A 25024-nucleotide genomic window follows, 5' to 3' on the forward strand; every position below is an offset into this window, starting at 1 on the left:
ATGAGAGGCAGGCGTGAAAAATGATGTTTAGGCTTGAAAATATTAGGTATAAAGGGATTCTGCATATTGATGAGTTGGAAATATCCGCTTGTGTGGTTACTTGTTTGACTGGGGAAAGCGGAGCAGGAAAAACCTCATTGCTCCGATTATTGAACAGGATGGATGACCCGGATAGCGGTTCGATCTATTATCAAGATCAGTTGCTGGATAAATTCAACCCAATAGAGCTCCGGCGTAAAGTCACAATGCTGTCTCAGACATCGTTCACTTTACCCGGAACGATTGAAGAAAATCTCCAGCTGGGCCTGGAATTGACAGAACGGAAAAAAAGGAAAAATCCGAATTGGTGAAGGCGCTTGAAACCGTCGAGTTACAGAAGTCATTAGACGAGGGAACGGGGAATCTTTCTGGCGGGGAGAAACAGAGGCTCGCACTGGCGAGGTTACTTTTATTGAAACCCGAAGTGTATTTACTGGATGAGCCGACAGCAGCTCTTGATGAGGAAACCGAACTGAGGATCATGAGCCGATTTTTAGAAGAAGTAAAACGGGAAAAAGGAACGGTCATCATGATAACGCATTCAAAACAACTTGCGGACATCTGTGCTGAAAAGATGATCGTTCTGAAAAAGGTGAAGGGGAGTGACTATTAATGGAGGGGAATGGGATAATAGATATTGAGTTCTGGCGTCTTTGTGCGGCCTACTTCTTTGTTGTAGTTCTGCTCATTATCGTGAAATGGCGAGGGATTTCAAGGGAAAAGCAAATCATTCTAGCCACGATACGGATGACGGTCCAACTCATTCTTGCCGGTTACGTTTTGACATATATCTTTGAAAATCCCCACCCTTTACTTTCTATAGGGTTTCTATGTGCAATGGCTCTGTTCTCCATCCATAATATTTTTAAGCAAGTGCCCTATACGCTTAATGGGAAAATCAAAAGGATGGTTATCCTAAGTATGTTGACAGGTCCCATGGCTGCCCTGTTTTATTTTAATCTGGTCGTGATCCATTTCACGCCTTGGTATGAGCCAAGGTATTTCATTCCAATAGCAGGGATGATCGTGGGGAATGCGATGACTGGAGTGACATTAGCGCTTAAAAACCTCCATGATGGGATTAGCAGTAATCGCGAAAAGGTAGAAGCGATGTTAATGCTTGGAGCGACACCAGCGAGGGCCGTGAAGAAATATGTGGATGCTGCATTCGATTCGGCAGTACTCCCAACTTTGAACAATATGCTCGGAATGGGGATTATTTTCCTTCCCGGAATGATGACAGGACAAATCCTGTCGGGGATAAGCCCGCTCATCGCAATTGAATACCAGATTGCCATACTTATTGGGATTCTCGGGAGTGTTTCATTAACAGTTGTCCTTTTCATTATGCTGAGTTTCAGAGCTTTTTTCACCAAAAATGCACAGCTGTCCATTTAATCATTGAAGAATCTGAAAAGTAATAGTTGCAGTTCTATCTATATTTTTGTACTATTTTTTAGGTACCAGATAGTTTTGGTTTGTTTGTTGGGAATGATAATGCTATTCTGATAAGGAAAAGGGTTTTTTCATTTCTTTCCTGATTGGATAGAGAAAGTCCCTTACATAATCTAATTTTGTTAATTTATCTTAAAGGAGATTGATTTATATGGTAGAAAAAACATTTACAGTAACTGCAGAAACAGGAATTCATGCTCGTCCGGCTACATTGCTTGTACAAGCTGCAGGAAAATTCGATTCAGAAATAAACCTTTCTTATAAAGAGAAAAAAGTGAACCTTAAGTCTATTATGGGTGTAATGTCACTAGGAATTGGCAAAGGGGCAGAGATTACGATTTCTGCTGAAGGAAGCGATGAAAATGATGCACTGAACACACTTGCTGAAACATTGAACAGAGAAGGATTAGCAGAATAATGTCCACTTTGATTAGTGGAATAGCAGCTTCAAACGGAATAGCCATCGCTAAAGCCTACCGGCTGACTGAGCCAGATCTATCGATTGAAAAAAGAAGCATAGAAGATGTCGGGGCCGAAATATCCCGTTTTAAGGATGCTATTCAAAAGTCAACAGTTGAATTGGAGATAATCAGGGATAAAGCCGAAAAGGACTTAGGGGCCGATAAGGCCGCTATTTTTGACGCGCACCTGCTTGTTTTGGCTGATCCGGAACTTATAACTCCAATTCAGGATAAAATACAATCAGAAAACGTCAACGCTGAGTTCTCCTTAAATGAAACCGCAAGCATGTTCATTACGATGTTTGAACAAATGGATAATGAATACATGAAGGAACGTGCAGCAGATATCCGAGACGTCACCAAACGGGTATTATCACATCTTTTAGGTGTTCATATTCCAAATCCAAGCATGATTGCTGAAGAAGTGATCATCATTGCGGAGGATTTGACTCCATCCGATACAGCACAGTTGAATCCGGCTTACGTCAAAGGTTTTACGACCGATATCGGTGGACGTACATCCCATTCAGCCATAATGGCGCGTTCATTGGAAATTCCAGCAGTCGTTGGGACAAAGTCAGTAACCTCGTCCATCGAAAATGGTGACTTGGTCATTATTGACGGGTTAAAAGGTGAAGTGCACATCAACCCTACTCCTGAACTCGTAAAACGCTACGAAGAGGACCAGGAAGCCTATGCTTTGCAAAAGGCTGAGTGGGCGAAACTGGTCCATGAACAAACGGTTACAAAAGATGGACATCATGTGGAATTGGCTGCAAATATTGGTACGCCGAAAGATCTAGAAGGCGTTCATCAAAATGGCGGTGAAGGCATCGGGTTATACCGTACGGAATTTCTTTATATGGGCAGAAATGACTTTCCAAGTGAAGAAGAACAGTTCGAGGCATACAAAGCGGTGCTGGAAGGAATGTCAGGAAAGTCTGTAGTCGTCAGAACGCTTGACATAGGCGGAGACAAGGAGTTGCCGTATTTAGAGCTTCCTAAGGAAATGAATCCTTTCCTTGGATACCGAGCGATTCGCCTCTGCTTAAATGAGCAGGAGATTTTCCGGACACAGCTCCGTGCCCTGCTTCGTGCAAGCATCTACGGAAATTTGAAAATCATGTTCCCAATGATTGCGACACTAGGCGAATTCCGCGAAGCAAAAGCCGTCTTGGCTGAAGTTAGACAGGAATTGCTTGATAATGGTGTTCAAGTTGCTGAAAAAATAGAAGTCGGAATTATGGTTGAAATCCCTTCAACTGCAGTGATGGCTGATATATTTGCTAAAGAAGTCGATTTCTTCAGCATAGGCACCAATGACTTGATTCAGTATACGATGGCCGCTGACCGAATGAATGAGAGAGTATCTTATTTATACCAACCATATAATCCAGCGATTTTACGCCTGGTTAAAATGGTTATAGATGCAGCTCATAAAGAAGGGAAATGGGCCGGAATGTGCGGTGAGATGGCTGGAGATGAAGTGGCCATCCCGATCTTGATCGGAATGGGCCTTGATGAATTCTCAATGAGTGCCACTTCTATTTTAAAAGCACGTTCTTTAATCAGCCAACTTTCACTTGAAGAGATGAAAAAACTATCTCAAGAAGTTTTAGTGCTGGATACGAATGATAATGTGAAAGAAGCGGTAATTAACGCTTTGAAGCAATAAATAATGACAAACGGCACCCCATCCCCTTTGGTTGGGGTGCTGTCCTGTAATTTTTCTTAAATCTTTTTAGAAAGAATGTTTATTGCAACAAAATGGGGGTAAATAAGAAGCAAGCACAGTTGTTTGGCTCTATTAGGACAGCTGACATTCTCATTTCCCCCTTTGTCGCCGGTTGGTTAATCCAACCGGCAGTTTTTTTGAGTTTTTCCAAGGGAAATAAAAAAACACGGGAATGATTATTCAAATTTTTCACTTTTCGATTATGACGATATAATGGAATTATAATTTATATATTGAAAATGGAGGATTGATAGTATATGGAACTACATTTGAAAAAGAAAAATGCTTTGATTTTAGCTTCAAGCCAAGGTTTGGGGAAGGCGATGGCAGCTGAACTGGTTAAAGAAGGAGCAAATGTCATGATAGCCAGCCGTGATGGAGAAAAGCTTGCCGCCGTCCAAAGGGAATTATCACAGCTTGGGGCGGGTAAAGTGGCTTATATGGCAACGGATATAACAAAAGCTGAAGATATTAAAAGCCTTGTTGAACGAACAGCTGAGGAGTTCGGCGGTATCGACATTCTTATTAATAACGCCGGAGGTCCTCCCGGTGGGGCATTTTCAGATTTCAATGATGAAGAATGGCAACAATCTTTTGAACTTAATTTATTAAGCTTCATCAGGACGATCCGTGAGAGCTTGCCGCATCTAAAAAAACAGGGCGGAAAAATTGTTAATATTGCATCTTCATCCATTAAGGAGCCAATTCCAGGATTGATATTATCGAATACATTCCGCACCGCAATCGTGGGATTGTCAAAGACGCTTGCTTCCGAGTTAGCTCCAGACGGGATTTTGATCAATACAGTCGGTCCTGGAAGAATTGCAACAGACCGCATTCAGCACCTTGATAAAATGAATGCAGAGAAACAAGGCGTCACTCCCGAGAAAATAACTGAACAATCCTTAAATAAAATCCCTCTTGCCCGTTACGGGGAACCCGAGGAATTTGCTAAGTTCGTTACTTTCCTTGTTTCAGGTGCGAATACATATTTAACCGGCCAGTCCTATTTGGTTGACGGGGGAATGATAAAGTCCATTTAAGGTTTTTTGAAACAAAATGATTGGGAGGAATTTGCAGTGACGAAATCAAACGAAGTTATCGGATTCATAGGTTTAGGAGTTATGGGAAAAAGCATGGCCGTAAATCTGCTAAAGGCAGGGTTTGAGGTATTTGTTTATACCAGGACGAAAGAGAAGGCAAGTGAATTGCTTTCACAGGGCGCGAAGTGGGCATCTTCACCTAAGGAAATAGCACAGTTAGCTAATGTGATCATTTCCATGGTAGGATACCCTAGCGATGTGGAGGAAATTTATTTTGGAGAAAATGGGCTTATCGAGAATGGGAAAAAAGGAACCCATTTAATCGATATGACGACCTCCACTCCATCCCTGGCCATGAGAATATCAGAGGAAGCCAAGAAAAGAGGAATGCAATCATTGGATGCACCGGTTTCCGGAGGAGACATCGGTGCTCGTGATGCGAAGCTTACGATCATGGTGGGCGGGGATAGTGAGGCATTTGAAGTGGTTCGGCCCATTTTTGATATTATTGGCAGCAATGTTGTACATCAAGGCCCAGCTGGGTCAGGACAGCATACGAAAATGTGCAATCAAATCGCCATTGCATCTAATATGATCGGAGTAACTGAAGCGATTTCTTATGCCAAAAAGGCGGGATTGGATCCAGACCGGGTTCTAAGAAGCATATCATCGGGTTCTGCCGGTAGCTGGTCACTGTCCAACCTTGTGCCGCGAATGGTCAAAGGGGATTTTGAACCAGGTTTTTATATCAAGCATTTTATTAAGGATATGAAGATTGCACTTGACGAAGCGGAAAGAATGGGAATGGAGGCTCCTGGATTAAGCCTGAGCAAATCCCTATATGAGGGGCTGGCAGAAGCTGGCGAGGAAAATAGCGGTACCCAGGCATTATATAAACACTATAATTAAGTGCTAGCATTTCTTTTTCATGAATAAGCTGATAGCGACAGCCTTTATAAAAAGGAGCGATCGATATGGGCGAATTCGATGATATCAACATGAAATTCCAGGAATTAGAAGATGGTCGATATATTGTCAGGATTGAAGGTTATAAACGCGAAAAAACCATTCACCAAACAAAGCCCATTCGTTGGGATCTGAAATTAATGAATGAAAGTCCGCTAATCTTGCCGGTGAAATTCAGTCATATCGAAACGAATGCCGGTTTCCAGATCCTAATGCGCGAGTTGAAAAGTTTAGGTCTTTCTAAGCCGCGCTCCGCAAAGGAATTTGAAGAAGTGATGGCTGACTTACTCGGTTCCATCGTTGAAGTGAGCCTTACCACGACAAATAAAGAGGAAGGATATCGGGAAATTCGTTTTTTACGGAGATTGTATTAGTTGTCCGGCCTGGTGAAAAACCATCAGTAGCCTGAAATCTTTGAGAATAGGAAAGTGGCCCTCAATCATTCCATTGAAGGCCACTTTTTTTGTCCGAGTCGCTCAAGATAAAAATGCTTCTATACGGTCCAAAGCCTTTTCCAATGTTTCCATGGAATAGGCATAGGAAATCCTAAAGTACCCTTCCCCAAGTGGAGAGAAAGCGTCACCAGGGACTACCGCCACTCTCTCCTGTTTGACAAGATTGAGGCAAAAGTCAATGGAAGAGGTATAGCCCTCAGGTAGCTTTATAAAGAAGTAAAAGGCACCATTTGGTTTGACTATTTCCAGTTTCATCGCTTCTAATCGACTGTATACGTAATCCCGTCTCCGTGCATACTCGGTCTTCATGGGAATGGCATCATCCTTACCTGCCGTCAATGCAGCCAAGGCAGCTCTCTGCGATATGGAGGAGGCACAAGTCACATTGTATTGATGGACCTTCAGAATATGCTGAGAGATGGCTACCGGCGCAAATAGAAGGCCTATTCTCCACCCGGTCATGGAATGGGACTTGGATAAACCGTTCAGGACGATGGTTTGTTCTTTTAAGAAAGTGGCAATCGATACATGTTCCTGATCAAATACAAGTTCACTGTATATCTCATCAGCCAATATGAAGATGTCCTTGCCCTTTACAAGTTCGGCAATGTCCAATAATTCTTCTGCAGACAATGTTACCCCAGTCGGATTCGATGGATATGGAAGAACGATGCAACGAGTTTGATCAGTTATGTACTTTTCAATTATATCTGCAGTCAAACGAAATCCATTTTTTGTTGTATCGGCGTAAATGGGTGTTGCACCGCACATTTTGATGATAGGTTCGTATCCTGGATATACCGGCCCTGGTAATATGACTTCGTTCCCTGGAATGAGAATCGTTCGAAAGGTAATGTCAATGCCCTCGCTGGCACCTGAGGTCACGATGACTTCATTCGCTGGATCATAACCAAGCTTGTATTTATCCTTTATATATTCAGAGGCAGCTTCCCTTAATTCCAGATAACCGGCATTGTGAGTATAAACAGTATAATCATTATCGACGGCTTTTTTTGCCGCTTCTTTTATATGCATTGGAGTGGGAAAGTCAGGCTGTCCTATCGTTAAGGAAATGGTGCCTTCGATATCAGCGACCATATTGTAGAATTTACGGATCCCTGATATTTGAACGTCTTTTACTAAAGGGTTTATTAAATGTTCCATGATGAATATCCTCCCTTTTCATACTTCATGAGATTATGTACTATGTTTGACGGATTCATTCTATTTTATCATTTAGTTTGGATGGGGGAGAAATACTTTTTGAGATTATTGAATTAAAGGTATAATGAATGATAAGAAAATTTTGAGGGTTGATACAAATGATAAGGACTTGTGCAATTACTGCTAACCAAGAAATCAGTTTCGGTTTACCTCTAACAGAAATGAATAATCCGGATATCGAGTGGTATTGGGTGGATTTTTCCAATCCCACAAGCAATGAAATCAAACTTTTATCCAGTCATTTTCACTTTCATCCGCTGGCAATTGAAGACTGCCAGGATGATTTTAACCAACGTCCCAAAATGGATTTTTATGAGGACTACCAATTTCTTGTAATACATGCTCTCACGCAAAAGACCTTTAGAGCGGTTGAATTGGATATGTTCGTTGGCGAAAAATGGATAGTCACTTTTCATAAGGAAGAAATGCTTGAACTTGAAAAGGTCTGGGAAGAGATTTCTGACAATAAAATGTTGAAGCATGGTCCCTTTTTCTTGATGCACAGGATAATTGACAGGATTGTTGATGAATTTTTCCCTCCCGTCTATAAAATAGAAGGCGAGTTGGGTAACATTGAGGACAATACTGAAAATGAAACGATAAACGACTTGATGGATCAGCTATTCGATTTACGTACGGATATGTCCAGGCTCCGTCGTACCATATTACCGATGCGTGATTTATTGTACAGGATGATTTCATCAGAGCGGCTGAATTACTTAAAAGACCAGCACCTATATTTTAATGATGTGTATGATCATCTTCTTAAATTAACTGAAATGCTGGAATCCTATCGGGATTTCTCTTCCGATATCCGGGATAGTTATTTGTCGGTGAACTCTAATAATATGAATTCAACGATGATGACATTGACTGTAATCACTACCATTTTCATGCCGCTGACCTTCATAGTAGGCGTATATGGGATGAATTTTAAGTATATGCCGGAATTGAATTGGCACTATGGCTATTTCCTCATCCTCGGAATGATGGGCGGAATTGCCTTGATGATGTTTTTATACTTTGTTAAAAAAGGTTGGCTCAATCCAAGGAAAAGGTCATGAAAGAGCTAAAAATACCCAACTGACCTGTTAGTTATATGATGGGAAAAATACCGAATTTATGAGTGCTAGGTGTTGAAATGGAAGTTTCGGCTGTTGACAGTCCAGAGGAAAGCGGGCTGTATGCTGGATTTTGGTTACGCTTTAGCGCGAATATCATTGATGGAATTATAATAGGAAACCCTGCTGGAATCTTATCGGTTTTATGAGTATTTTTTGATGGAATTAGAGGAAAAGACAATGGAGCCTTTATTTTTACCATGCTTAGCTTTCTTTATTATAGTTTGTTGTATTCCTCTAAATGGTAAGGGAGTGTCGGTAAAATACTCCTGAATATTAAAGTTACGGATTTATATGGAGAACGAATCGGGTTTGGAAGGGCTGCAGGGCGTTATTTTGCAACGATCCTATCAGGTATGATCATTTATATTGGTTATATCATGGCAGCGGTTACGTCGAAGAAACAGGCACTTCACGATATGATTGCGGAACGGTAATGGTAAAAAAATGAGCTGGGTAAAAAGGGGACCTGTATGGGTCCCTTTTTTGTTTGGCCTTAATAGATAAACACATCTTGATCCTTTTTTATCATTGCGCTAAACAAAAGACAAAATTAACCGAATTATTAGGTATGTGTTGATGATAAAAAAACATGATAGGTCCATGTAACTGACAAGCAGGATTTTTATGCTGGTTAAATGATTTAGGGAATTATAAAAAGTAAGAGAAGGGCGAGATGAAATGGAAACTAATAAAGGGATATTACTGGAAAGTGGTACAAATGAGCTGGAGATAGTGGAATTTGGCATCGGTAAAAATAGATTCGGCATTAACGTAATTAAGGTGAAAGAAATCATTAATCCTGTTCCTATCACGCTTGTACCTCATTCCCATCCAAATGTGGAGGGGATCATTGAGCTTCGCGAAGAAGTCCTGCCGGTTGTGAGTGTAGCGGATGCTATAGGATTTCCGCCATCTGAAACCCCTGAGCAGGATAAATTCATAGTCGCTGAATTCAATCAGCAAAAAGTGGTTTTCCATGTTCACACTGTAACACAGATCCATCGTATTTCCTGGTCTCAAATAGAGAAGCCTTCGGATATGTATCAAGGGCTTGAAAGTCAGATTATCGGAGTAATAAAATTAAAAAGCGAAATGGTACTGTTACTCGATTTTGAAAAAATAGTGGTCGAAATCAATCCGGAATCGGGAATAAACATCCAGCAGGTTAAAAAGCTCGGTAGCCGACAAAACTCAGATAAGAAAATCCTGATTGCAGAAGATTCTCCATTACTGAGAAAGCTGCTTTTTGATACATTGTCGGAAGCTGGATTCAAGTACTTGGAGTTTTATGAAAATGGACTTGATGCAATTAATTATCTGGAGAATTTGATTGATTCAGGAAAAGTGGCCGAAAAAGAAGTGCAACTTGTGATTACCGATATTGAGATGCCCCAAATGGATGGTCATCATTTGACTAAAAGAATAAAGGAAAGCGGTGAACTCGCAGTATTGCCGGTGATTATTTTCTCTTCCTTGATTACGGACAGCCTGCGTCATAAAGGGCAGGTCGTAGGGGCTGACGCCCAAATCAGCAAACCCGAAATTGCTGAGCTAATAAAATTGATAGACAGGTTTATATTATAAATGTGTGAAAACGGGCCGATGAGGCATTACCTCACGGCCCGTTTGATTTATCCGGAATTCATACTTAATACTTGGAACCTTTTCCTAAAAAGGAGGATGGGAATGGATTGTGAAAAGGTTGCTTGACCGACCCACGCCCGTAAGCCCTTTTCTCGGTATTGGTTGGGGTCGGTTGTTTTTCACCTGCTTGTCCAACGTAAGATTGCAGGATTTGTTTGGCCTTGGATAATGACAACGCAGCTTTAGGATTACGTATGGATGCTGCCCGGCTGCCGAGGTGAGGTAGTTTTTTCAAATCTTCCTTAGTGGGAGGCAGATGAAAAACATATGATCCGCATTCGACAATCACGTCGGATTGTTGTGCTGCAAAGCGAGGGTTATCAGAGAAATGAAGTCCTATCTTCTTCGCTTTTCCTTCTTGCATAAGCTTGCTTAATGCGAGCCGTTTCAAATTATATAAATTTTTAGGCTCCAACGCAGTTTTTGCGTGCTTATTAACAATAAACACGGCTTGGGCAAGGGAGTTAATCGAAAACTCATCCCTTTCAGAATGTCCTTTCGTTTGGTTCATTATGGAAACTCCTTTTCTTAATAAGGTTAGAAGGGCATTGCAAACTCCTTCAATAAAAACCTGTTTTTATAATGGGTGAAATATAGACGTGTGCCAATAAGGCAAGAAATAGTTAAAAATTAATGCATGTACATACCTAGGCTATGACAATCATTTCCCAACACTTTACCATCTATGCATTTCATATTATACCACTTCAAAATATATAAGGAAGTAAAATTCAATCGGATGCCTTTTAAGCTAAGAAAAAGAAGGCGTTTAATGACGCCTTCTGTCCAATCCTTATCTAGTGTATATATTGATATTTTCGGATACTCCAGCCTGTGCGCCGAATTGTTGTTGCTGGTAGCCCTGAAAACCTTGATAAGCAGGGTAAGCAGGATAAGGAGGGTAAGCGGGTGGAAATGGGGGAGGATATGGAGCGTAGACTGGTGGACGGTTATTGAATAGCAACGGTCCAATTGCCAATCCTGCAACAAAAGCTACAGGCGCCAATAGAGGAAAGAAAGGAAAGAAGCGCTCGTCATTCCAATATTCAGGTCCATATTCATTCCCATATGCATTTCTGTATTCGTTCTGTAGCATCATGGTTTGTGGATAGTGGTAGTAAGGAAAATGCTGTACTTGCATAATTAGCCTCCTTTTCTCTAATTCTTTACATAGTATGGATTTTTTTTAGAAAAGAGCCTGTTTCATCTTAATCTGTTATAATGAATCTACTTGTGAGAAAAATTTGGGGTGACTGTAATGGATCGGTTAAAAAGCTTTATTGCCGTCGGTTTCGGAGGAGCAGCGGGAGCGTTATTGCGTTATTGCGTAATCTTGACCACTGCCCATTCCTTCTTCCCGTTTGGAACCCTCTTAATAAATATAGTAGGCAGCTTTTTACTTGGGATGATAAGTGGCTATTTCGCCTCAAAAAAGAAATCGTATGTTTTTTTGGCTCTGGGAAGCGGGTTTTGCGGCGGTTTCACCACGATGTCCACGTTTTCCCAAGAAATGGTGAATCTATTACAGACTTCTCTGCCATTTGCAGGACTGTATCTTGTGTCCACGCTTTTATTTGGTTTGGTCGCCGGTTTCCTCGGACTGTGCCTTTCTAATATAAGGAGAGGTGAGACCTTATGATAGAAGTTTTTTCAGTTTTTATAGGAGGCTTTTTTGGAGCATCCTCTAGATATGTCTTACAGATTATTTTTAATAGGCTATTGCCAGTTGGCTCAATACCCATTAGTATTTTACTGATTAACCTTATAGGATCTTTCGGTTTAGGAATGGCATTTCCACAGAAAGAAAGCTGGGCTTTATCTTTACAAGTTTTCATTACAATAGGTTTCTTAGGGGCTTTTACGACCTTTTCCACGTTTAGTATGGAAACACTAGAACTTATTAGAAAACACCGTTATATAGATAGTCTTATCTATATAACGGTGTCGGTTATAGGTTGTATCGGAACTTTCCTGTGTGGCTACTTAAGCATGTTATGACTTTATGCCGCTTACCTATGTTTGCTGGTAAAAAAAAACCTGGTTTTCTCAGATATACATCTAATGCTATAATTCATAAGAATACATTACAAATGATTTATGGAACAAGTTGTTTTAGTCGCACAGGTTTTGTTAATAAGTCTGGCGGTTTTCCCCTGTGTTCTTTTCTTATCATTTTTCGGCCTGGAATTCGTAAACCGTCAACTCAGGACGCGAAAGAAAACGATAAGGGAGTCGGGTAGTGCCAAGCCCTCTATTAACATGTAACGTTAACGAATCGATTTCATACGTGCCTTCTCGGTACTTTTCAGCGTATGGGGGAGTTACAAGTGCTCCGGCAAAGGGAATTTGTACTTGGCCCCCATGACTGTGACCGCTTATTTGATACTGGATGTCGTAAGTCCTTGATATGTCGGCAAGGTCAGGAGCATGCGAAAGCATAATGGTGAACACTTCTTCTGGAATGCCTGAAAGGGCTTTTTCAAAATCCGGTTTTCCAAGCATAGCATCATCAACCCCGGCAATGAATATTTCTTCTGCCGTTAATAAGGTAATCTTAGTCGAGGTATTTTGCAACATGGTAAAATGAGATTTATTCATGATATCGTTGTAAATTTCCGAGCCATATCCCCCATGATCATGGTTGCCATAGATGCTGAATTTTCCAAGCGGCGCTTTGAGCTGATTCAAAACAGGAGGGATTTTCTGTTGAGCCTTGTATTTATTAGGCTGGTCCATTAAATCTCCGGTAAATAAAATAACATCCGGGTCGAGTTGGTTTATCTTATTGACAATTGCTTGTAAATCTTTAAGCTGAAATTGAAAACCTAAATGAGTATCACTGAATTGGACCATTTTCATGCCATGGAAACCTTCAGGGATAAGGGGATGTCGAATGATTTTATGCTTGGTTTCTAACCATTTCGGCTCCAAATTATGGGCATAATAGCTGCCGCCAATACCTAAACCGGTTAAGGTAGCCAATGTACCAAGGCTTTTTTTTAAAAATGTTCTTCTGGATATGGGTTTATTCAAATTAATCAACCTATCTAATATAAAAATGTTACTTCCTCATACTAACAAACAATATTCATAAAATGAAGAAAATATCTTCTGTACGCACATGAAAAACATGTAAACTGGGGTTTAATGAAACCGTATCCGGTTTGAAATTGAACATCTATACGGAGGTAACATGATGACCGAACCAATGTTTATTACACTGATTATACTTCTATGCGCCATTGCGCTTTTTATACAAGGAAAATTCCGCGCAGATTTAATTGCACTTAGTGGACTTTCCATACTTGGTTTACTGGGGATACTTACATTGGATGAGCTAGTGGCCGGGTTTGCGAATCAAGCGGTGATTATGCTTGCTGGGCTATTTATCGTCGGTGCCGGCCTTTTAAATACAGGAATCGTGGAAAAGGCAGGAAATAAGTTGTTAGGTTTATGCGGGGGCAGTGAATGGAAATCGCTGCTTATCGTCATGCTTACAGCTGGAATATTAAGTGCGTTTTTAAGTGGAACGGGCATTGTTTCCATACTGCTTCCGCTCGTTATGAGCATGGCTTTACAACAAAAAACAAGTCCGACAAGGTATTTATTGCCCCTTGCCTATGCAAGCAGTATTGGCGGACTATTAACACTTACCGGTACACCCTCCAATATGGTCGTTGCTGATGTATTACGGCAAAACGGAATAGGAACATTATCATTTTTTGACTTTACACCAGTGGGCTTAATCGCTTTTGCAGCAGGATTATTGTTCATGTTGACACTTGGGCGCCTGTTACTACCCGAGAAAACGATTGCCGCGAACAATAGTGTCAAGGGACTGTCTGCAGGGGAGCTTGCCGGCATGTACAAAGTGTATGACCGATTGCATTATCTGCATATACCCGCTACTTCCGATATTGTTGGGGAAAGGCTGTCAGACCTTCAGCTTCCTATCCAGTATGAATTGACTTTGATTGAAATTCAGCGGAAGCCAAAGGATAAGCAATTGCCGCTGTTGCAAAGACAGCTGACGATTCCAGCCAGAGCGGATGAAGTTCTTCATCCTGAAGATATCATTTTGGTGTTTGGGGAAGAAGAAGCAGTTGAGAGATTGGCACTTAACTATGAACTGGAGTTTAAGCATTTCAATACCGAACAAATAAAAAAACATTTTCTAAGCAGTAGATTTGGATTGACGGAAATATTGATCGTTCCGAATTCGGATTATGAAAACCAGACATTGATAGATGTGCATTTTCGTGAGAAATACCAATGTAATGTGCTGGCAATCAATCGGAATGGTGAATATATTCAAGCGGATGTCGGTACGGAACGTCTGAAACCTGGGGATGCAATCCTGATACATGGAGAATGGGAGAACATTGAGAGGATATCCTCGGATTTACAGGATGTCATCGTTATTGGCAGTACTTCGGAAGATGGCTCTCCGGTCAACTCCAAAGGTAAAACATGGATTGCCTTGGGCATCACTGCATTGATGGTCATTCTTTTATCGATGGAGTCAATCCCTGCTGTGCTATCAGTTTTGACGGCCGCATTGTTGATGGTAATCACTGGCTGTGTCCGTTCGATGGAAGATGCTTACCAAAAGATTAACTGGGAACCTGTTCTATTGATCGCCGCCATGTTCGGAATAACGGCAGCATTGGATAATACGGGTGGAGTAAGAATGATAAGTGATTGGCTGGCCGTTCTATTCAGTAATATCGGGGCACATGGCATATTAGCATTCTTTTACCTCCTGACACTTATCCTAAGCCAATTCATCCCGTATGGAGCAGCGACGGTAATCATGACGCCCATTGCCCTGACGTCTGCAGTGAATCAAGGAATCGATCCTCTTCCTGTATTTTTATGCCTTGCAGTTGCAGGCAGTTTGGCGTTATCCACGCCTAGGGTTGCCACTACAAATGCGCTTGTCATGACAGCAGGTGATTACAAGTATAAGGACTTTATCGTGATCGGGATATCCATACAGATCTTCATTGGCGTTATCATGGTGATCACCATCCCATGGTTCTTCCCTTTTTAATTAGTCAGTAAGGCATTGTTCGATTTATGAACAATGCCTTTTCGACGAGGAATCGTTCAGTTTCATTCAAAAATCATGACTGAAAAAAGAGTTATGTTGTAGGAATTAAAATTATATATTATCAATACTAGAAACTAATGGTATAATTTTTGCATATTGGTGTTTCGTAATTAGGGGGAAGATGCATCATGGATACAGAAAAAATATTGAAGAATTTAGACAGGGTGACACCATTCTTTCAACCGATTTTCAGTGCAGATCAACATCAGGTAATCGGATATGAAATTTTAGGGCGTTATGAGGAACAATCAGAATATAAAAGCCTTGGCCCTTTTTTTCACGATTCTGCAGTGCCGGAAGAGTACAGGGTGGAAGTGGATAATTACGTTCTTGAAATAGCCTTGGAAAGAATAAAAGACTATGGTGAAGATTTTCTTATCTTTATTAACAGAGATCCAAATTTGCTTATGCTGGATCATGGCGAAGAATTCATGGAGATTTTACATCGTCATTTTCAACCGGAGGAAATGCACCGGATTGTGCTGGAATTATCAGACACGATCAGTCCGGAAAACTTAGACCCTTTGCAGCATGTGCTCGCTTATTTTAAAACATATGGGATTAAGATAGCTCTCGATCATTTAGGACAAGACACGCAATTGGACCGAATTGCACAAATTTCTCCGAATATTTTAAAAGTTAACCTGGACCAGCTTCGCATATCAGGTGGAGATGCCTATCAGGTCATACTGTTTTCTCTAACCATGCTTGCGCGAAAAATAGGCGCCAATCTACTATTTGAGAACATTGAGTCTGAATACCAGCTTCGCTTTGCATGGAAAAACGGTGGACGATATTATCAAGGGTATTTTTTGGCGAAACCGGAAGGTGAGTTCATCAATAAGGATTTATTGCGTGAAAAATTCCATCAAGAATGTCAGTCCTTCATTTCACTTGAGACCAAGAAGCTTGAAGCCGTTTATCAAAAGACTTCGCAATTCAACGAAAATATGCAAAGCTTCTTAAAACAGCAAAAGCGAGTTGGCTCCCATGAAGAATTTCTTCGTAGTTTGGCGAAAAAATTGGATTACATATGTTTTCGGCTTTATGTTTGTGATGAAGAGGGGTATCAAAAATCACCCAATATCCTCCATAAGGACGGGCAATGGTTAGTACAACCCAAATATATGAATAAAAATTGGAGCTGGAGACCTTATTTTCTCGAAAACATCGTAAAGATGCGTAATGAGAAGAAAGGAATTTTATCCGATTTATACAGTGATATCGAAACGGGAGAAACCATCCGGACCTTTTCATATCCCCTGAATGATAAGGAATACATTTTCTTTGATCTTTCTTATAGTTATTTATATGAAAATGAAGCCCTTTTATAGAAAAACGGTTCATGTATATAATCCCTTGAAGTGTGTAACATAAGCAGAAATGATGCACTTGGAGGAGACATATTTTGAGCACGTACATCTGGATTTTAATCATAATCGTTACAGTCATGGCGCTATATCTGCTCTTTTATACTTATTCTGTAGCAAGGGCACAGAAAGTGAAAGCCAGATATGATTCGATGATTGATGATTCGGTTAAAGAACATCCGTATTTAAAGAACCCGGTATTCGTTTCCCTTTTTGTCGGGACGGTTTTGGTTGCCGGTTTTATTTTTTACTATGCTTTTCAATAATTGTAAGAGGGAGATTTCGATTTCATGAAATCTTCTTTTTTTATTGTGAAGGAATGGGCAATGGTATCAAGGTATCCCGGAGAATTTGATTTTGTAGTTTGGCTTTGATTTTGACGGGTATTGAAAGGCATAGGCAAAAATCAGAACCATTAGGAGAAATTCTATAACTAGGAGATGATTGTAATGAGGAAATATCTAGTTGCATGTCTTGCCAGTGTCCTTCTTTTTTTAGGAGGAGGGTTAACAGCTTCAGCGGAGGGCTTACATAGAGAGGAAGTACTATCTTTAGTACAAGATGCCATGGAGAACCAAGGCTCGATCAGTGAGGAAGTACGTACTAAGGAAGCAATTGAAGGGAAGCTGGATGAACATTTCACAGGTGATTTCATCAAGAAGTTTGTCCAAGCGAATGTAGTGAAAGTCGATGGCGGTTATACCACATTTGGATCAGATTTCGCTCCGTATTATATCCCTTTTTTCAGTTATGACAAGAATACGGAAATTGTATATGGGAAAAACGGTGATGTCATTTATGTTCAAGAGGAATTCCAGGGCACTGGGGACGGACCGGTATCGATGGAAAAACATGTTGAATCAGTTACATTGAAAAAGGAGAATGACGTTTGGAAGGTAATGGACGTAAAGTATGAAAGCGAAAAAATGAGATGAAGTATTCAAAAGGAAAGTCTTCCTTCATCTGAAAAATATGGAGCCTGAAAAAGTCTAGAGGAGGGCAGCCTTCTCTAGACTTTTTGCTATATATTCAGTTCTTTTTTTATTTCGTCCAGTTCAAAACCGATAATGGCTTTCCCATCGATGACGACCGTTGGCGTGGAATAGGCGCCATATTTATTCGTTAGTTCTTTACGTGCATGTCCATCTGCTTTAATATCCTTTTCTTTGTATACGACATTATTATCATCAAAGAACATTTTCATGATTTTGCAGGGAGGGCAATCAGGTTGGGTATAAAGCGTCACGTCTTTCATTTCATTCCTCCATGTATGCTATATGTTAGATGTACTTTGTCATTATAGAGAATCGCAGGACATTTGAATAGGGAAAAACCTTGAAGGAACCTTTTTACTTAACCTTTTCCTGTTTTATCAGATAGTCTATCAGCCCCATGGAACAAACGTTTACGTCCATGGCGATGATTTCAAAAACGGGATGATCAGTAATGATTCCTTTTTCACCTAAATGAACCGCGACTTCCGTGAAAATATTTTTACTGGTTGCCGCTACTTGTTCCTCGAAGCTATCATATTCTCTATATGCCGATTTGGCAGTCTCCACAAATTTGGGCAGCCAATAATGAAGTTGTTTATATACTTCCTTAGGGTTTTCCGATACCCCGTAATGACCAAAATATATACGCTCGACGCCGATGCTTTCGTACAATTCCGCTGCAGCAAGCATCGCATCGGGATTAAATTGGTTTGGTGATGTGGATGGTAAATAAAATTCCAAACCTTCTTCATCAAGTTCACGATAAAAGATGCCGACGGTGTCACCTGAAAACATGCCTTTTGATACGGAATCGAAAATGCTTAAATGATGGTTTGCATGCCCTGGGGTATCATAAAAGGTCAAGGAGGAATTATCACTGGTCTTTAGGGCTTCCCTATCATGTAAAGTCAGCATTCTTTCAAATGGAATAGGTAAAATCGGATTGAAAAGCTCATTGAATTCTTCACCATAGACAGCTTTAGCCCCAGCGATCAAACGTGTTGGGTCTTCTAGATGCCGTGCACCTTTTGGATGGACGATCACTTTGGCGTTCGGACAATGCTGTAAAAAAAGTCCCGCTCCACCTGCATGGTCCAAATGTATATGGGTAAGAATGATATATGTAATATCCACAGGGGAGATTCCCAAATCTTCAAGACCCTTCATTAAATGGGGGATGGAAGGGCTGGCGGAAGTTTCGACTAAAGTGATGTCTGTATCGGCAATTACATATGTTCCTGTTCGATTTCTTCTATTCAAATCAAAACCATCAATCAATGAAATGCGATGACCAAGTTCACTAATGTTTTGCAACTAGAATCTACCTCCAGAAAATTTTTCATGTACAAAATCCATTCCTTATTTTATTCTGTTAATAGTACCATGTAAAGAATGAAGTTTTAAATTATTCTGAATTTATTTCAGCGTGGCTACTGGATAGAAAAGTATGGTATAGTGGAACCTATCGAAAAGGTTTTATTCAGAAAGGAGAGGGAGTATGTCTCAATTACAGGGCATTCTTACCAGATTGAAAAGTCTTCAAGAGCAAGCGAAGGAATCTGAATCTGCTCAACGTTTTTTTGAAATAGATGGTGTGAAAAAGTGCCAGGTTACATATTTCAGCAAAACAGAAATGTTCGAGCTTGAAGTATACAGTGATAAAGGGAAATCAGCAAAATATCAATTCGATAATATTGATATGATTACCATTGAAATCTTTGATCTTCTTCAATCTTAAAAAATCATTAAAAGTCGCCTTCCCATGGAAGCGGCTTTTTTTATTGTGCATGAAACCGTTCAATTATTACTTTTTGAATGAAGAAGTGATTTTTACGACATCTTATTAATTGGAGGGATAAAAATGAAAAATCCAATGGTAATTTGTCCTGTTTGCGGAGAAGAAAGGGAAATGGAAAATGTATTAACGGCACAATCAAACCAAAATGTGATTTATCAATGCCCGGAATGCGGTTTTAAACAGGTTAACATTAAAACTAGTAAGGGGTAAGGAGCTTTGTCAAAATCCCACAGTTTGGGATTTTATTGATCTAGGAATGAGCCTTTTCTGCTTACATATGTTAAACTAATGAAAGAGCTGTATATAAAAACATATGGTAAGGGGTTTTAACATGATCGGTACTCATGATGGGGATTTATTGGAATCCAGCGTTAAAGACTTAATGATTTCTTCTGAACGCGTGGCCCACGTGCAGGTAACCAATAATTTAGAACATGCACTTTTGGTATTAACAAAGAGCGGTTATACGGCCATTCCTGTGTTAGATCCGATGTATAAACTGCATGGCTTAATCAGCACACCAGTCATTCTTGATTCAATTTTGGGACTGGAACGAATTGAATTCGATAATCTTGAGAATAAAAAAGTTTCTGAAATAATGAATATAGAAATACCTCGCCTGCATATTGAAGATACTTTGACAAAGGGTGTGGAATTGTTAATCGATCATCCGTTTGTCTGTGTAGAGAATGACGAACATGTATTTGAAGGTATCTTAACTAGAAGAGCAATCTTGAAAAAAGTATTTAAACAAAATACAGCTGAATAAAAATGTGGCTGAATATGGACCTTAAGACTCGCCAGTTGGCGAGTTTTCTTATTTTTACATATTTGTACCAGTTGATGGTAAAATCTAAAAACAGTTATTGCTTATTAGGAAAGGATGGCGGAAATTGGGCCAAGCAGTGGATAGAGCAAAAGTGCAGAATAAAAAATTGAAACGTCCCTTCGTTTTAGCTGCCATCATGTTGGCTATGTTTATGAATGCTATTGAAGGAACGATCGTTTCGACGGCTATGCCAGCCATTGTAAGCGATTTAGGTGGTTTTTCACTTTACAGCTGGGTGTTTTCAGGCTATTTGTTAATGAACGCTGTGACAGTCTTGATATATGGAAAGCTCTCAGATATTCTCGGTAGAAAACCTGTCTTATTATTTGGGATCGTTGTTTTCTTAATTGGCTCCCTTCTTTGCGGCTTTGCCAATTCCATGACGGAACTCATCATTTATCGCTTTGTACAAGGTTTTGGGGCAGGGGCTTTAGCTCCAGTAGCTTCAACGATTGTTGGTGATATCTATAAAAATGAGGAGAGGGCACGCGTTCAAGGGTATCTATCGAGCGTTTGGGGCATTTCAGCGGTAATGGGGCCGGCTTTGGGCGGCATGCTCGTTGAATCCCTGACTTGGAAGCTTGTATTTTGGGTTAATATTCCTCTAGGCTTACTATCTTTTATAGGGATTTGGTTTTTCCTTCATGAAAAAATTGAAAAGAAAAAACGTGATATCGATTACATTGGTGCAACCCTATTGACGTTATCCATATCCACTCTTATGGTGATACTCGTAGAAGGGGGAGTAAAATGGTCATGGGCTTCAGCTCCAGTCATTTCCCTGGCATTAGTGGCCATAATCGCCTTTATCTTATTCATTCTTCAGGAAATGAAAGCAACCGAACCGATGATGCCATTTGAAATCTGGCAGGAGCGCTCCATCTTGATTGCGAATCTTGTATCTCTGACGACAGGGGTGATGATGATAGGATTATCAAGTTTCCTCCCAACATTCGTTCAGGGTGTGATGGAACGCTCTCCTACGGTAGCTGGGTTTACATTGACAGCCATGTCAATTGGCTGGCCGATCGCTTCAATGGTATCAGGCAAGTTATTGATGAAAATAGGCTTCAAAGCGACCTCCCTCCTTGGAGGGTGCTCGCTGATCCTTGGGAGTTTGATCCTAGTATGGATGAAGCCAGAAGCAGGGCCCCTTATTGCTGCCATGGGATCCTTCTTTGTCGGTGTAGGGATGGGTTTGACTTCTACCTCATTCATTGTCGTCATTCAAAAAACAGTCAGCTGGGAACGCAGGGGGATTGCGACAGCTTCTAATATGTTCATGCGTAATTTAGGAAATACGGTAGGTGCAGCATTACTTGGAGGAATCATGAATACGAGACTTCAAGCCTATTTAAACGAGCATGCACCATCCGGATCGGGAGTGACGATAGATACGGCAAATAAACTGTTGAACAGTGAAGAACGTACGAAGCTTCCTGAAAATGTGGTAAAAGTTTTGCAGGAAGGACTTACATTGTCTTTACAAACGATTTATCTCATTGTTCTAGTCTTCTCAGTAATCAGTTTCATGTTACTTACAAGACTAAGAAAGAATAAGAAGGCATATGAGAATAAGGCAGACTCATAATCGGGGCTTGCCTTTAAGTGGGAGGGAAATGTGACTCGGATGATCAATGGAATCAATCATGCGTTCGAGACCGTATGTTGAATTTCAGCTGTCGATGTGCCTGCATTGAATGCTGCAAAACTGATGACCAGCAATAATATGATCGTAAAAGGATATTCACTCCATTTCTTTTCCCTTGTAATATATGCGGACTTTGTTGATAATTAAATGTAAATAAATTAAGTCAGCATGATAAGAATTAATTATCAAGAGGTTGGTGTGTATGTCGTTTTCAGAATTTCATTTATTATCTGTACTTGCTCAGGAAATGAATATGAGAAAAGCTGCTGAGCGGTTGTTCGTTTCCCAGCCGGCTTTATCACAGCGTTTACAATCAATAGAAAAGGATTGGGGATCGAAACTGTTTCTGCGTTCACAAAAAGGGCTGTCGCTGACGCCTGCAGGGGAAGCGGTAATCCGTTTGGCCAATGAGGTAATAGAAAAAGAAGAAAAGGTCAGGGAAAGTATCCAAGCTATGGATCATGAAGTATATGGTACTTTGAAAATAGCCTGTGCCTCGATTGTCGGTCAAAATTGGCTTCCGCAAGTATTAAAAAAATTCGTCCAAAAATATCCCTATGCCAAAATTTCATTAATCACTGGCTGGAGCAGTGAGATTTTAAAGTCTTTGTATGAAGGGCAAGTACATATTGGAATCATAAGGGGAGCCCCGGATTGGAAAGGGGTTAAACAGCATTTATTTACAGATATGCTTTATTTGGTGGATACTGAAATGAAGGAACTGAATCAAGTGTTTGAAACGGACCGGCCATTCATTCAGTTTAAAAGCGATTCGAATTATTACCAGGAAATTCAGGACTGGTGGCACCGACAATTTAAAACGACACCCAAAAACACCATAGTCGTGGATCAAATCGAAACATGCAAACAAATGGTATTTAACGGCATTGGATATGCAATCCTGCCTGCCATCACTTTACATGATAAAGATACGAATGTTTTTAAAATCCCTCTTCTAGATGGGCATAATCACTCAATCGAACGGGATACATGGCTTTGCGGCTATGAATCTGCTTTCCAGTTAAAGCAAGTCCAAGCATTCACGGAAGTGGTAAAAGAGCATATTCGCCAACAAGGAATGTTATGAGTCCGATGACGAAAATGTCAATAGGGCAGAATAATATTTAAGAGTGACATTCAACTTGTCTTGCCGGCATTTGTCTGTTAAATTTAAGACGAGTAATGATACATATTAGGAGGTTTTACCCGGAATGAATAAAATGGATGCAAATGAAATTATTTCTTTTATCTCAAATAGTAAAAAATCGACACCAGTAAAAGTATATGTCAAAGGTGATTTAGAAGGTATGGATTTTGGACCAGCTTCTAAAACCTTCATTACAGGAAATACAGGGGTTGTATTCGGTGAGTGGTCTGAGGTCGAAGAGGCAATCGAGGCAGCGGGGACAAAAATCGAGGATTATGTAGTTGAAAACGATCGCCGTAACTCTGCCATTCCTTTATTGGACCTAAAAGGCATCAAAGCCCGTATCGAGCCTGGAGCAATAATCCGTGACCAAGTATCGATCGGTGACAATGCAGTGATCATGATGGGAGCATCGATCAATATTGGCTCCGTCATTGGTGAAGGCACAATGATTGACATGAATGCAATACTGGGAGGACGTGCAACAGTGGGTAAAAACTGTCACGTTGGTGCAGGTGCAGTATTAGCAGGTGTCATCGAGCCTCCTTCTGCACAACCGGTCATTTTGGAAGACGATGTTTTAATCGGAGCTAATGCGGTGGTTCTTGAAGGTGTGAAAATCGGTCAAGGTTCAGTTGTAGCGGCTGGTGCAATTGTAACGAAAGACGTTCCGCCTTACTCAGTGGCTGCTGGTATCCCGGCGAAGGTCATTAAACAAATTGATGAAAAAACTAAATCAAAAACAGAGATCATGCAAGAACTTCGCCAACTTTAATTTCTTAAGTGAATATTGCCTTAAGCGTGGATATAATTATCCACGCTTTCTGTATAGGAGGGAATAATGTGAAAACAAATCCTTTTGCCGAGATCCGGCGTGATTTGCATCAAATACCGGAGATAGGATTTAAAGAATATAAGACCCAGCAATATCTATTGAATTACATAACGAATCTTGCCTCTGATCGAATAGAAATAGAAACTTGGCGAACGGGGATATTCGTGAAAGTGAAGGGAAGGAGCCCTCGGAAAATAATTGGCTATAGGGCAGATATAGACGGTCTGCCGATAAAAGAGGAAACTGGGCTGCCCTTCGCATCCAAACATGAGGAACATATGCATGCCTGCGGCCATGATTTTCATATGAGCATCGGTTTGGGATTATTGACGTATTTCGCCGAAAATCAAATCGATGATGACTTGCTATTCATTTTCCAGCCGGCAGAAGAAGGCCCTGGTGGTGCGGAACCGATGCTTAAATCGGAGACCATGAAAAAATGGAAGCCTGACATGATCCTTGCTTTACATATTGCTCCAGAGTATCAAGTTGGAACGATTGCCGTTAAAGAAGGGCTTCTATTTGCCAATACATCTGAATTGTACATCGATTTGAAAGGTAAAGGAGGGCATGCAGCCTATCCACATGAAACAAAAGACATGGTCATCGCGGCCTGCTCGCTTGTAGGGCAACTGCAAACCATCGTTTCGCGGAATGTAAATCCACTTGATTCAGCTGTCATTACAGTTGGGAAGATTACTGGAGGAACCGTTCAAAATATTATTGCGGAGACAGCGCGGCTAGAAGGCACAATACGAACCCTTAACCCCGAATCGATGGTAAAGGTCAAGTCAAGAATTAAAGCGCTTGTGGATGGTATACAAGTTGGATATGAGTGCTTGGCAGAAATCGACTATGGTGCGATGTATCACCAGGTGTATAATGAGGAAAGGCTGACCCGGGAATTCATGGAATTTACAGACAAGGCATCGGATGTTCATTTGCATCGCTGTACTGAAGCGATGACCGGTGAAGATTTTGGATATATGTTAAAGGAGATTCCAGGTTTCATGTTCTGGCTAGGGGTTTCATCAGAATACGGATTGCACCATGCTAAGTTGAGTCCGGATGAAAGTGCGATCGAACTCGCGATTAACCATTTGACGGATTATATAACGTTTAAAGGAAACAGAGCTTAAA

General features: G+C 40.6%; 30 protein-coding genes. 24 read left to right on the plus strand and 6 right to left on the minus strand.

All coding sequences use genetic code 11. The annotated features are described in order from the left end of the window. The first annotated feature begins 20 nt into the window (after nucleotides 1-20). The 8 genes from SB775_RS00120 (at nucleotide 21) to SB775_RS00155 (ending at nucleotide 6073) form a co-directional block, all read left to right on the plus strand. On the plus strand, nucleotides 21-350 hold the full coding sequence (locus tag SB775_RS00120; protein ID WP_410860197.1) for an ATP-binding cassette domain-containing protein: 330 nt from the start codon (nucleotides 21-23) through the stop codon (nucleotides 348-350). Beyond that, on the plus strand, nucleotides 347-652 hold the full coding sequence (locus SB775_RS00125) for an ATP-binding cassette domain-containing protein (RefSeq protein ID WP_410860343.1): 306 nt from the start codon (nucleotides 347-349) through the stop codon (nucleotides 650-652). Before SB775_RS00120 ends, SB775_RS00125 begins: the two co-directional genes overlap by 4 nt. After that, nucleotides 652-1437, plus strand: a complete 786-nt coding sequence (locus SB775_RS00130) for an ABC transporter permease (protein WP_089362360.1) — start codon at nucleotides 652-654, stop codon at nucleotides 1435-1437. Before SB775_RS00125 ends, SB775_RS00130 begins: the two co-directional genes overlap by 1 nt. A gap of 208 nt (nucleotides 1438-1645) precedes the next feature. Further along, entirely contained in the window at nucleotides 1646-1912 is a 267-nt protein-coding gene (locus tag SB775_RS00135) for a phosphocarrier protein HPr (RefSeq protein WP_061462235.1), read from the plus strand. Then, nucleotides 1912-3630, plus strand: coding sequence for a phosphoenolpyruvate--protein phosphotransferase (gene ptsP, locus SB775_RS00140; RefSeq protein WP_410860198.1), 1719 nt, complete (start codon nucleotides 1912-1914; stop codon nucleotides 3628-3630). The genes SB775_RS00135 and ptsP overlap by 1 nt, the downstream gene beginning before the upstream one ends. Before the next feature lie 317 nt (nucleotides 3631-3947). Beyond that, complete coding sequence (locus tag SB775_RS00145; RefSeq protein WP_410860199.1) at nucleotides 3948-4733, plus strand: SDR family oxidoreductase; 786 nt, start codon at nucleotides 3948-3950, stop codon at nucleotides 4731-4733. 6 nt (nucleotides 4734-4739) lie between these two features. After that, entirely contained in the window at nucleotides 4740-5642 is a 903-nt protein-coding gene (locus SB775_RS00150) for an NAD(P)-dependent oxidoreductase (protein WP_410860200.1), read from the plus strand. A gap of 65 nt (nucleotides 5643-5707) precedes the next feature. Continuing rightward, nucleotides 5708-6073, plus strand: coding sequence for a hypothetical protein (locus tag SB775_RS00155; RefSeq protein ID WP_061462238.1), 366 nt, complete (start codon nucleotides 5708-5710; stop codon nucleotides 6071-6073). Between the two features lie 102 nt (nucleotides 6074-6175). Here SB775_RS00155 and SB775_RS00160 read toward each other — a convergent pair whose 3' ends face one another. Next, on the minus strand, nucleotides 6176-7318 hold the full coding sequence (locus SB775_RS00160; protein WP_410860202.1) for an aminotransferase A: 1143 nt from the start codon (nucleotides 7316-7318) through the stop codon (nucleotides 6176-6178). 158 nt (nucleotides 7319-7476) lie between these two features. On the opposite strand from SB775_RS00160, the gene corA reads away from it, so the two are divergent. The 3 genes from corA to SB775_RS00175 all read left to right on the plus strand — a co-directional run bounded on the left by corA (nucleotide 7477) and on the right by SB775_RS00175 (nucleotide 10086). Then, on the plus strand, nucleotides 7477-8442 hold the full coding sequence (gene corA, locus SB775_RS00165) for a magnesium/cobalt transporter CorA (RefSeq protein ID WP_410860203.1): 966 nt from the start codon (nucleotides 7477-7479) through the stop codon (nucleotides 8440-8442). A gap of 362 nt (nucleotides 8443-8804) precedes the next feature. Beyond that, nucleotides 8805-8936: an RDD family protein gene (locus SB775_RS00170; RefSeq protein WP_410860344.1), complete on the plus strand. Its 132-nt coding sequence runs from the start codon at nucleotides 8805-8807 to the stop codon at nucleotides 8934-8936. 244 nt (nucleotides 8937-9180) lie between these two features. Beyond that, nucleotides 9181-10086 (plus strand): chemotaxis protein, encoded by a 906-nt coding sequence (locus tag SB775_RS00175; RefSeq protein ID WP_410860205.1) that lies wholly within the window; start codon nucleotides 9181-9183, stop codon nucleotides 10084-10086. A gap of 64 nt (nucleotides 10087-10150) precedes the next feature. On the opposite strand, the gene SB775_RS00180 is transcribed toward SB775_RS00175, so the two are convergent. Both SB775_RS00180 and SB775_RS00185 read right to left on the minus strand, forming a co-directional pair. After that, on the minus strand, nucleotides 10151-10657 hold the full coding sequence (locus tag SB775_RS00180) for a YkyB family protein (RefSeq protein ID WP_061462243.1): 507 nt from the start codon (nucleotides 10655-10657) through the stop codon (nucleotides 10151-10153). A gap of 282 nt (nucleotides 10658-10939) precedes the next feature. Beyond that, nucleotides 10940-11287 carry a hypothetical protein gene (locus SB775_RS00185; protein WP_375166246.1) on the minus strand — a complete coding sequence of 116 codons (348 nt, stop codon included), beginning with the start codon at nucleotides 11285-11287 and terminating at the stop codon, nucleotides 10940-10942. A 117-nt stretch (nucleotides 11288-11404) separates the two neighbouring features. Between SB775_RS00185 and SB775_RS00190 the strand changes: the two genes are divergently transcribed. Further along, the gene (locus SB775_RS00190) at nucleotides 11405-11785 is read left to right on the plus strand and encodes a fluoride efflux transporter FluC (protein ID WP_061462244.1); all 381 of its coding nucleotides are present in this window, start codon (nucleotides 11405-11407) and stop codon (nucleotides 11783-11785) included. Then, nucleotides 11782-12144: a fluoride efflux transporter CrcB gene (gene crcB / locus SB775_RS00195; RefSeq protein WP_410860207.1), complete on the plus strand. Its 363-nt coding sequence runs from the start codon at nucleotides 11782-11784 to the stop codon at nucleotides 12142-12144. The genes SB775_RS00190 and crcB overlap by 4 nt, the downstream gene beginning before the upstream one ends. Before the next feature lie 171 nt (nucleotides 12145-12315). Here crcB and SB775_RS00200 read toward each other — a convergent pair whose 3' ends face one another. Then, nucleotides 12316-13179 (minus strand): metallophosphoesterase, encoded by an 864-nt coding sequence (locus SB775_RS00200; protein WP_410860209.1) that lies wholly within the window; start codon nucleotides 13177-13179, stop codon nucleotides 12316-12318. A gap of 163 nt (nucleotides 13180-13342) precedes the next feature. Between SB775_RS00200 and SB775_RS00205 the strand changes: the two genes are divergently transcribed. The 4 genes from SB775_RS00205 (at nucleotide 13343) to SB775_RS00220 (ending at nucleotide 17564) form a co-directional block, all read left to right on the plus strand. Further along, nucleotides 13343-15199, plus strand: coding sequence for an SLC13 family permease (locus SB775_RS00205; protein WP_250211770.1), 1857 nt, complete (start codon nucleotides 13343-13345; stop codon nucleotides 15197-15199). A gap of 188 nt (nucleotides 15200-15387) precedes the next feature. Next, nucleotides 15388-16593 carry an EAL domain-containing protein gene (locus tag SB775_RS00210; protein ID WP_410860210.1) on the plus strand — a complete coding sequence of 402 codons (1206 nt, stop codon included), beginning with the start codon at nucleotides 15388-15390 and terminating at the stop codon, nucleotides 16591-16593. Between the two features lie 74 nt (nucleotides 16594-16667). Further along, nucleotides 16668-16895, plus strand: a complete 228-nt coding sequence (locus SB775_RS00215; protein ID WP_089362370.1) for a hypothetical protein — start codon at nucleotides 16668-16670, stop codon at nucleotides 16893-16895. A 183-nt stretch (nucleotides 16896-17078) separates the two neighbouring features. Then, nucleotides 17079-17564, plus strand: a complete 486-nt coding sequence (locus tag SB775_RS00220; RefSeq protein WP_176431876.1) for a DUF3993 domain-containing protein — start codon at nucleotides 17079-17081, stop codon at nucleotides 17562-17564. Between the two features lie 86 nt (nucleotides 17565-17650). Here SB775_RS00220 and SB775_RS00225 read toward each other — a convergent pair whose 3' ends face one another. Both SB775_RS00225 and SB775_RS00230 read right to left on the minus strand, forming a co-directional pair. Then, the gene (locus SB775_RS00225; RefSeq protein ID WP_061462251.1) at nucleotides 17651-17884 is read right to left on the minus strand and encodes a glutaredoxin family protein; all 234 of its coding nucleotides are present in this window, start codon (nucleotides 17882-17884) and stop codon (nucleotides 17651-17653) included. 94 nt (nucleotides 17885-17978) lie between these two features. Further along, the gene (locus SB775_RS00230) at nucleotides 17979-18938 is read right to left on the minus strand and encodes an MBL fold metallo-hydrolase (protein WP_410860211.1); all 960 of its coding nucleotides are present in this window, start codon (nucleotides 18936-18938) and stop codon (nucleotides 17979-17981) included. A 184-nt stretch (nucleotides 18939-19122) separates the two neighbouring features. Here SB775_RS00230 and SB775_RS00235 point away from each other — a divergent pair, with 184 nt between their 5' ends. The 7 genes from SB775_RS00235 to SB775_RS00265 all read left to right on the plus strand — a co-directional run bounded on the left by SB775_RS00235 (nucleotide 19123) and on the right by SB775_RS00265 (nucleotide 25023). Beyond that, entirely contained in the window at nucleotides 19123-19362 is a 240-nt protein-coding gene (locus SB775_RS00235; protein WP_061462253.1) for a YkuJ family protein, read from the plus strand. Nucleotides 19363-19485: 123 nt separating this feature from the next. Then, nucleotides 19486-19632, plus strand: a complete 147-nt coding sequence (locus tag SB775_RS00240) for a hypothetical protein (protein WP_089362373.1) — start codon at nucleotides 19486-19488, stop codon at nucleotides 19630-19632. A gap of 121 nt (nucleotides 19633-19753) precedes the next feature. Further along, nucleotides 19754-20191 carry a cyclic-di-AMP-binding protein CbpB gene (gene cbpB, locus SB775_RS00245; RefSeq protein ID WP_061462254.1) on the plus strand — a complete coding sequence of 146 codons (438 nt, stop codon included), beginning with the start codon at nucleotides 19754-19756 and terminating at the stop codon, nucleotides 20189-20191. 124 nt (nucleotides 20192-20315) lie between these two features. Further along, nucleotides 20316-21842 (plus strand): MDR family MFS transporter, encoded by a 1527-nt coding sequence (locus SB775_RS00250; protein ID WP_410860212.1) that lies wholly within the window; start codon nucleotides 20316-20318, stop codon nucleotides 21840-21842. A 262-nt stretch (nucleotides 21843-22104) separates the two neighbouring features. Continuing rightward, nucleotides 22105-22989, plus strand: a complete 885-nt coding sequence (gene ccpC / locus SB775_RS00255) for a transcriptional regulator CcpC (RefSeq protein WP_061462256.1) — start codon at nucleotides 22105-22107, stop codon at nucleotides 22987-22989. Between the two features lie 124 nt (nucleotides 22990-23113). Continuing rightward, entirely contained in the window at nucleotides 23114-23824 is a 711-nt protein-coding gene (gene dapD / locus SB775_RS00260) for a 2,3,4,5-tetrahydropyridine-2,6-dicarboxylate N-acetyltransferase (RefSeq protein WP_061462257.1), read from the plus strand. A gap of 68 nt (nucleotides 23825-23892) precedes the next feature. After that, nucleotides 23893-25023 carry an N-acetyldiaminopimelate deacetylase gene (locus SB775_RS00265; protein ID WP_410860213.1) on the plus strand — a complete coding sequence of 377 codons (1131 nt, stop codon included), beginning with the start codon at nucleotides 23893-23895 and terminating at the stop codon, nucleotides 25021-25023. Nucleotide 25024: the final 1 nt, after the last annotated feature.

The organism is Peribacillus sp. SIMBA_075, from assembly GCF_046534585.1.

Bases quoted from the DNA above. Each gene is read 5' to 3' on its own strand.
- SB775_RS00120 (WP_410860197.1), top strand. From the start codon at position 21: ATGATGTTTAGGCTTGAAAATATTAGGTATAAAGGGATTCTGCATATT.
- SB775_RS00130 (WP_089362360.1), top strand. From the start codon at position 652: ATGGAGGGGAATGGGATAATAGATATTGAGTTCTGGCGTCTTTGTGCG.
- SB775_RS00135 (WP_061462235.1), top strand. From the start codon at position 1,646: ATGGTAGAAAAAACATTTACAGTAACTGCAGAAACAGGAATTCATGCT.
- ptsP (WP_410860198.1), top strand. From the start codon at position 1,912: ATGTCCACTTTGATTAGTGGAATAGCAGCTTCAAACGGAATAGCCATC.
- SB775_RS00145 (WP_410860199.1), top strand. From the start codon at position 3,948: ATGGAACTACATTTGAAAAAGAAAAATGCTTTGATTTTAGCTTCAAGC.
- SB775_RS00155 (WP_061462238.1), top strand. From the start codon at position 5,708: ATGGGCGAATTCGATGATATCAACATGAAATTCCAGGAATTAGAAGAT.
- SB775_RS00160 (WP_410860202.1), bottom strand. From the start codon at position 7,318: ATGGAACATTTAATAAACCCTTTAGTAAAAGACGTTCAAATATCAGGG.
- corA (WP_410860203.1), top strand. From the start codon at position 7,477: ATGATAAGGACTTGTGCAATTACTGCTAACCAAGAAATCAGTTTCGGT.
- SB775_RS00175 (WP_410860205.1), top strand. From the start codon at position 9,181: ATGGAAACTAATAAAGGGATATTACTGGAAAGTGGTACAAATGAGCTG.
- SB775_RS00180 (WP_061462243.1), bottom strand. From the start codon at position 10,657: ATGAACCAAACGAAAGGACATTCTGAAAGGGATGAGTTTTCGATTAAC.
- SB775_RS00185 (WP_375166246.1), bottom strand. From the start codon at position 11,287: ATGCAAGTACAGCATTTTCCTTACTACCACTATCCACAAACCATGATG.
- SB775_RS00190 (WP_061462244.1), top strand. From the start codon at position 11,405: ATGGATCGGTTAAAAAGCTTTATTGCCGTCGGTTTCGGAGGAGCAGCG.
- crcB (WP_410860207.1), top strand. From the start codon at position 11,782: ATGATAGAAGTTTTTTCAGTTTTTATAGGAGGCTTTTTTGGAGCATCC.
- SB775_RS00205 (WP_250211770.1), top strand. From the start codon at position 13,343: ATGACCGAACCAATGTTTATTACACTGATTATACTTCTATGCGCCATT.
- SB775_RS00210 (WP_410860210.1), top strand. From the start codon at position 15,388: ATGGATACAGAAAAAATATTGAAGAATTTAGACAGGGTGACACCATTC.
- SB775_RS00220 (WP_176431876.1), top strand. From the start codon at position 17,079: ATGAGGAAATATCTAGTTGCATGTCTTGCCAGTGTCCTTCTTTTTTTA.
- SB775_RS00225 (WP_061462251.1), bottom strand. From the start codon at position 17,884: ATGAAAGACGTGACGCTTTATACCCAACCTGATTGCCCTCCCTGCAAA.
- SB775_RS00235 (WP_061462253.1), top strand. From the start codon at position 19,123: ATGTCTCAATTACAGGGCATTCTTACCAGATTGAAAAGTCTTCAAGAG.
- SB775_RS00240 (WP_089362373.1), top strand. From the start codon at position 19,486: ATGAAAAATCCAATGGTAATTTGTCCTGTTTGCGGAGAAGAAAGGGAA.
- cbpB (WP_061462254.1), top strand. From the start codon at position 19,754: ATGATCGGTACTCATGATGGGGATTTATTGGAATCCAGCGTTAAAGAC.
- ccpC (WP_061462256.1), top strand. From the start codon at position 22,105: ATGTCGTTTTCAGAATTTCATTTATTATCTGTACTTGCTCAGGAAATG.
- dapD (WP_061462257.1), top strand. From the start codon at position 23,114: ATGAATAAAATGGATGCAAATGAAATTATTTCTTTTATCTCAAATAGT.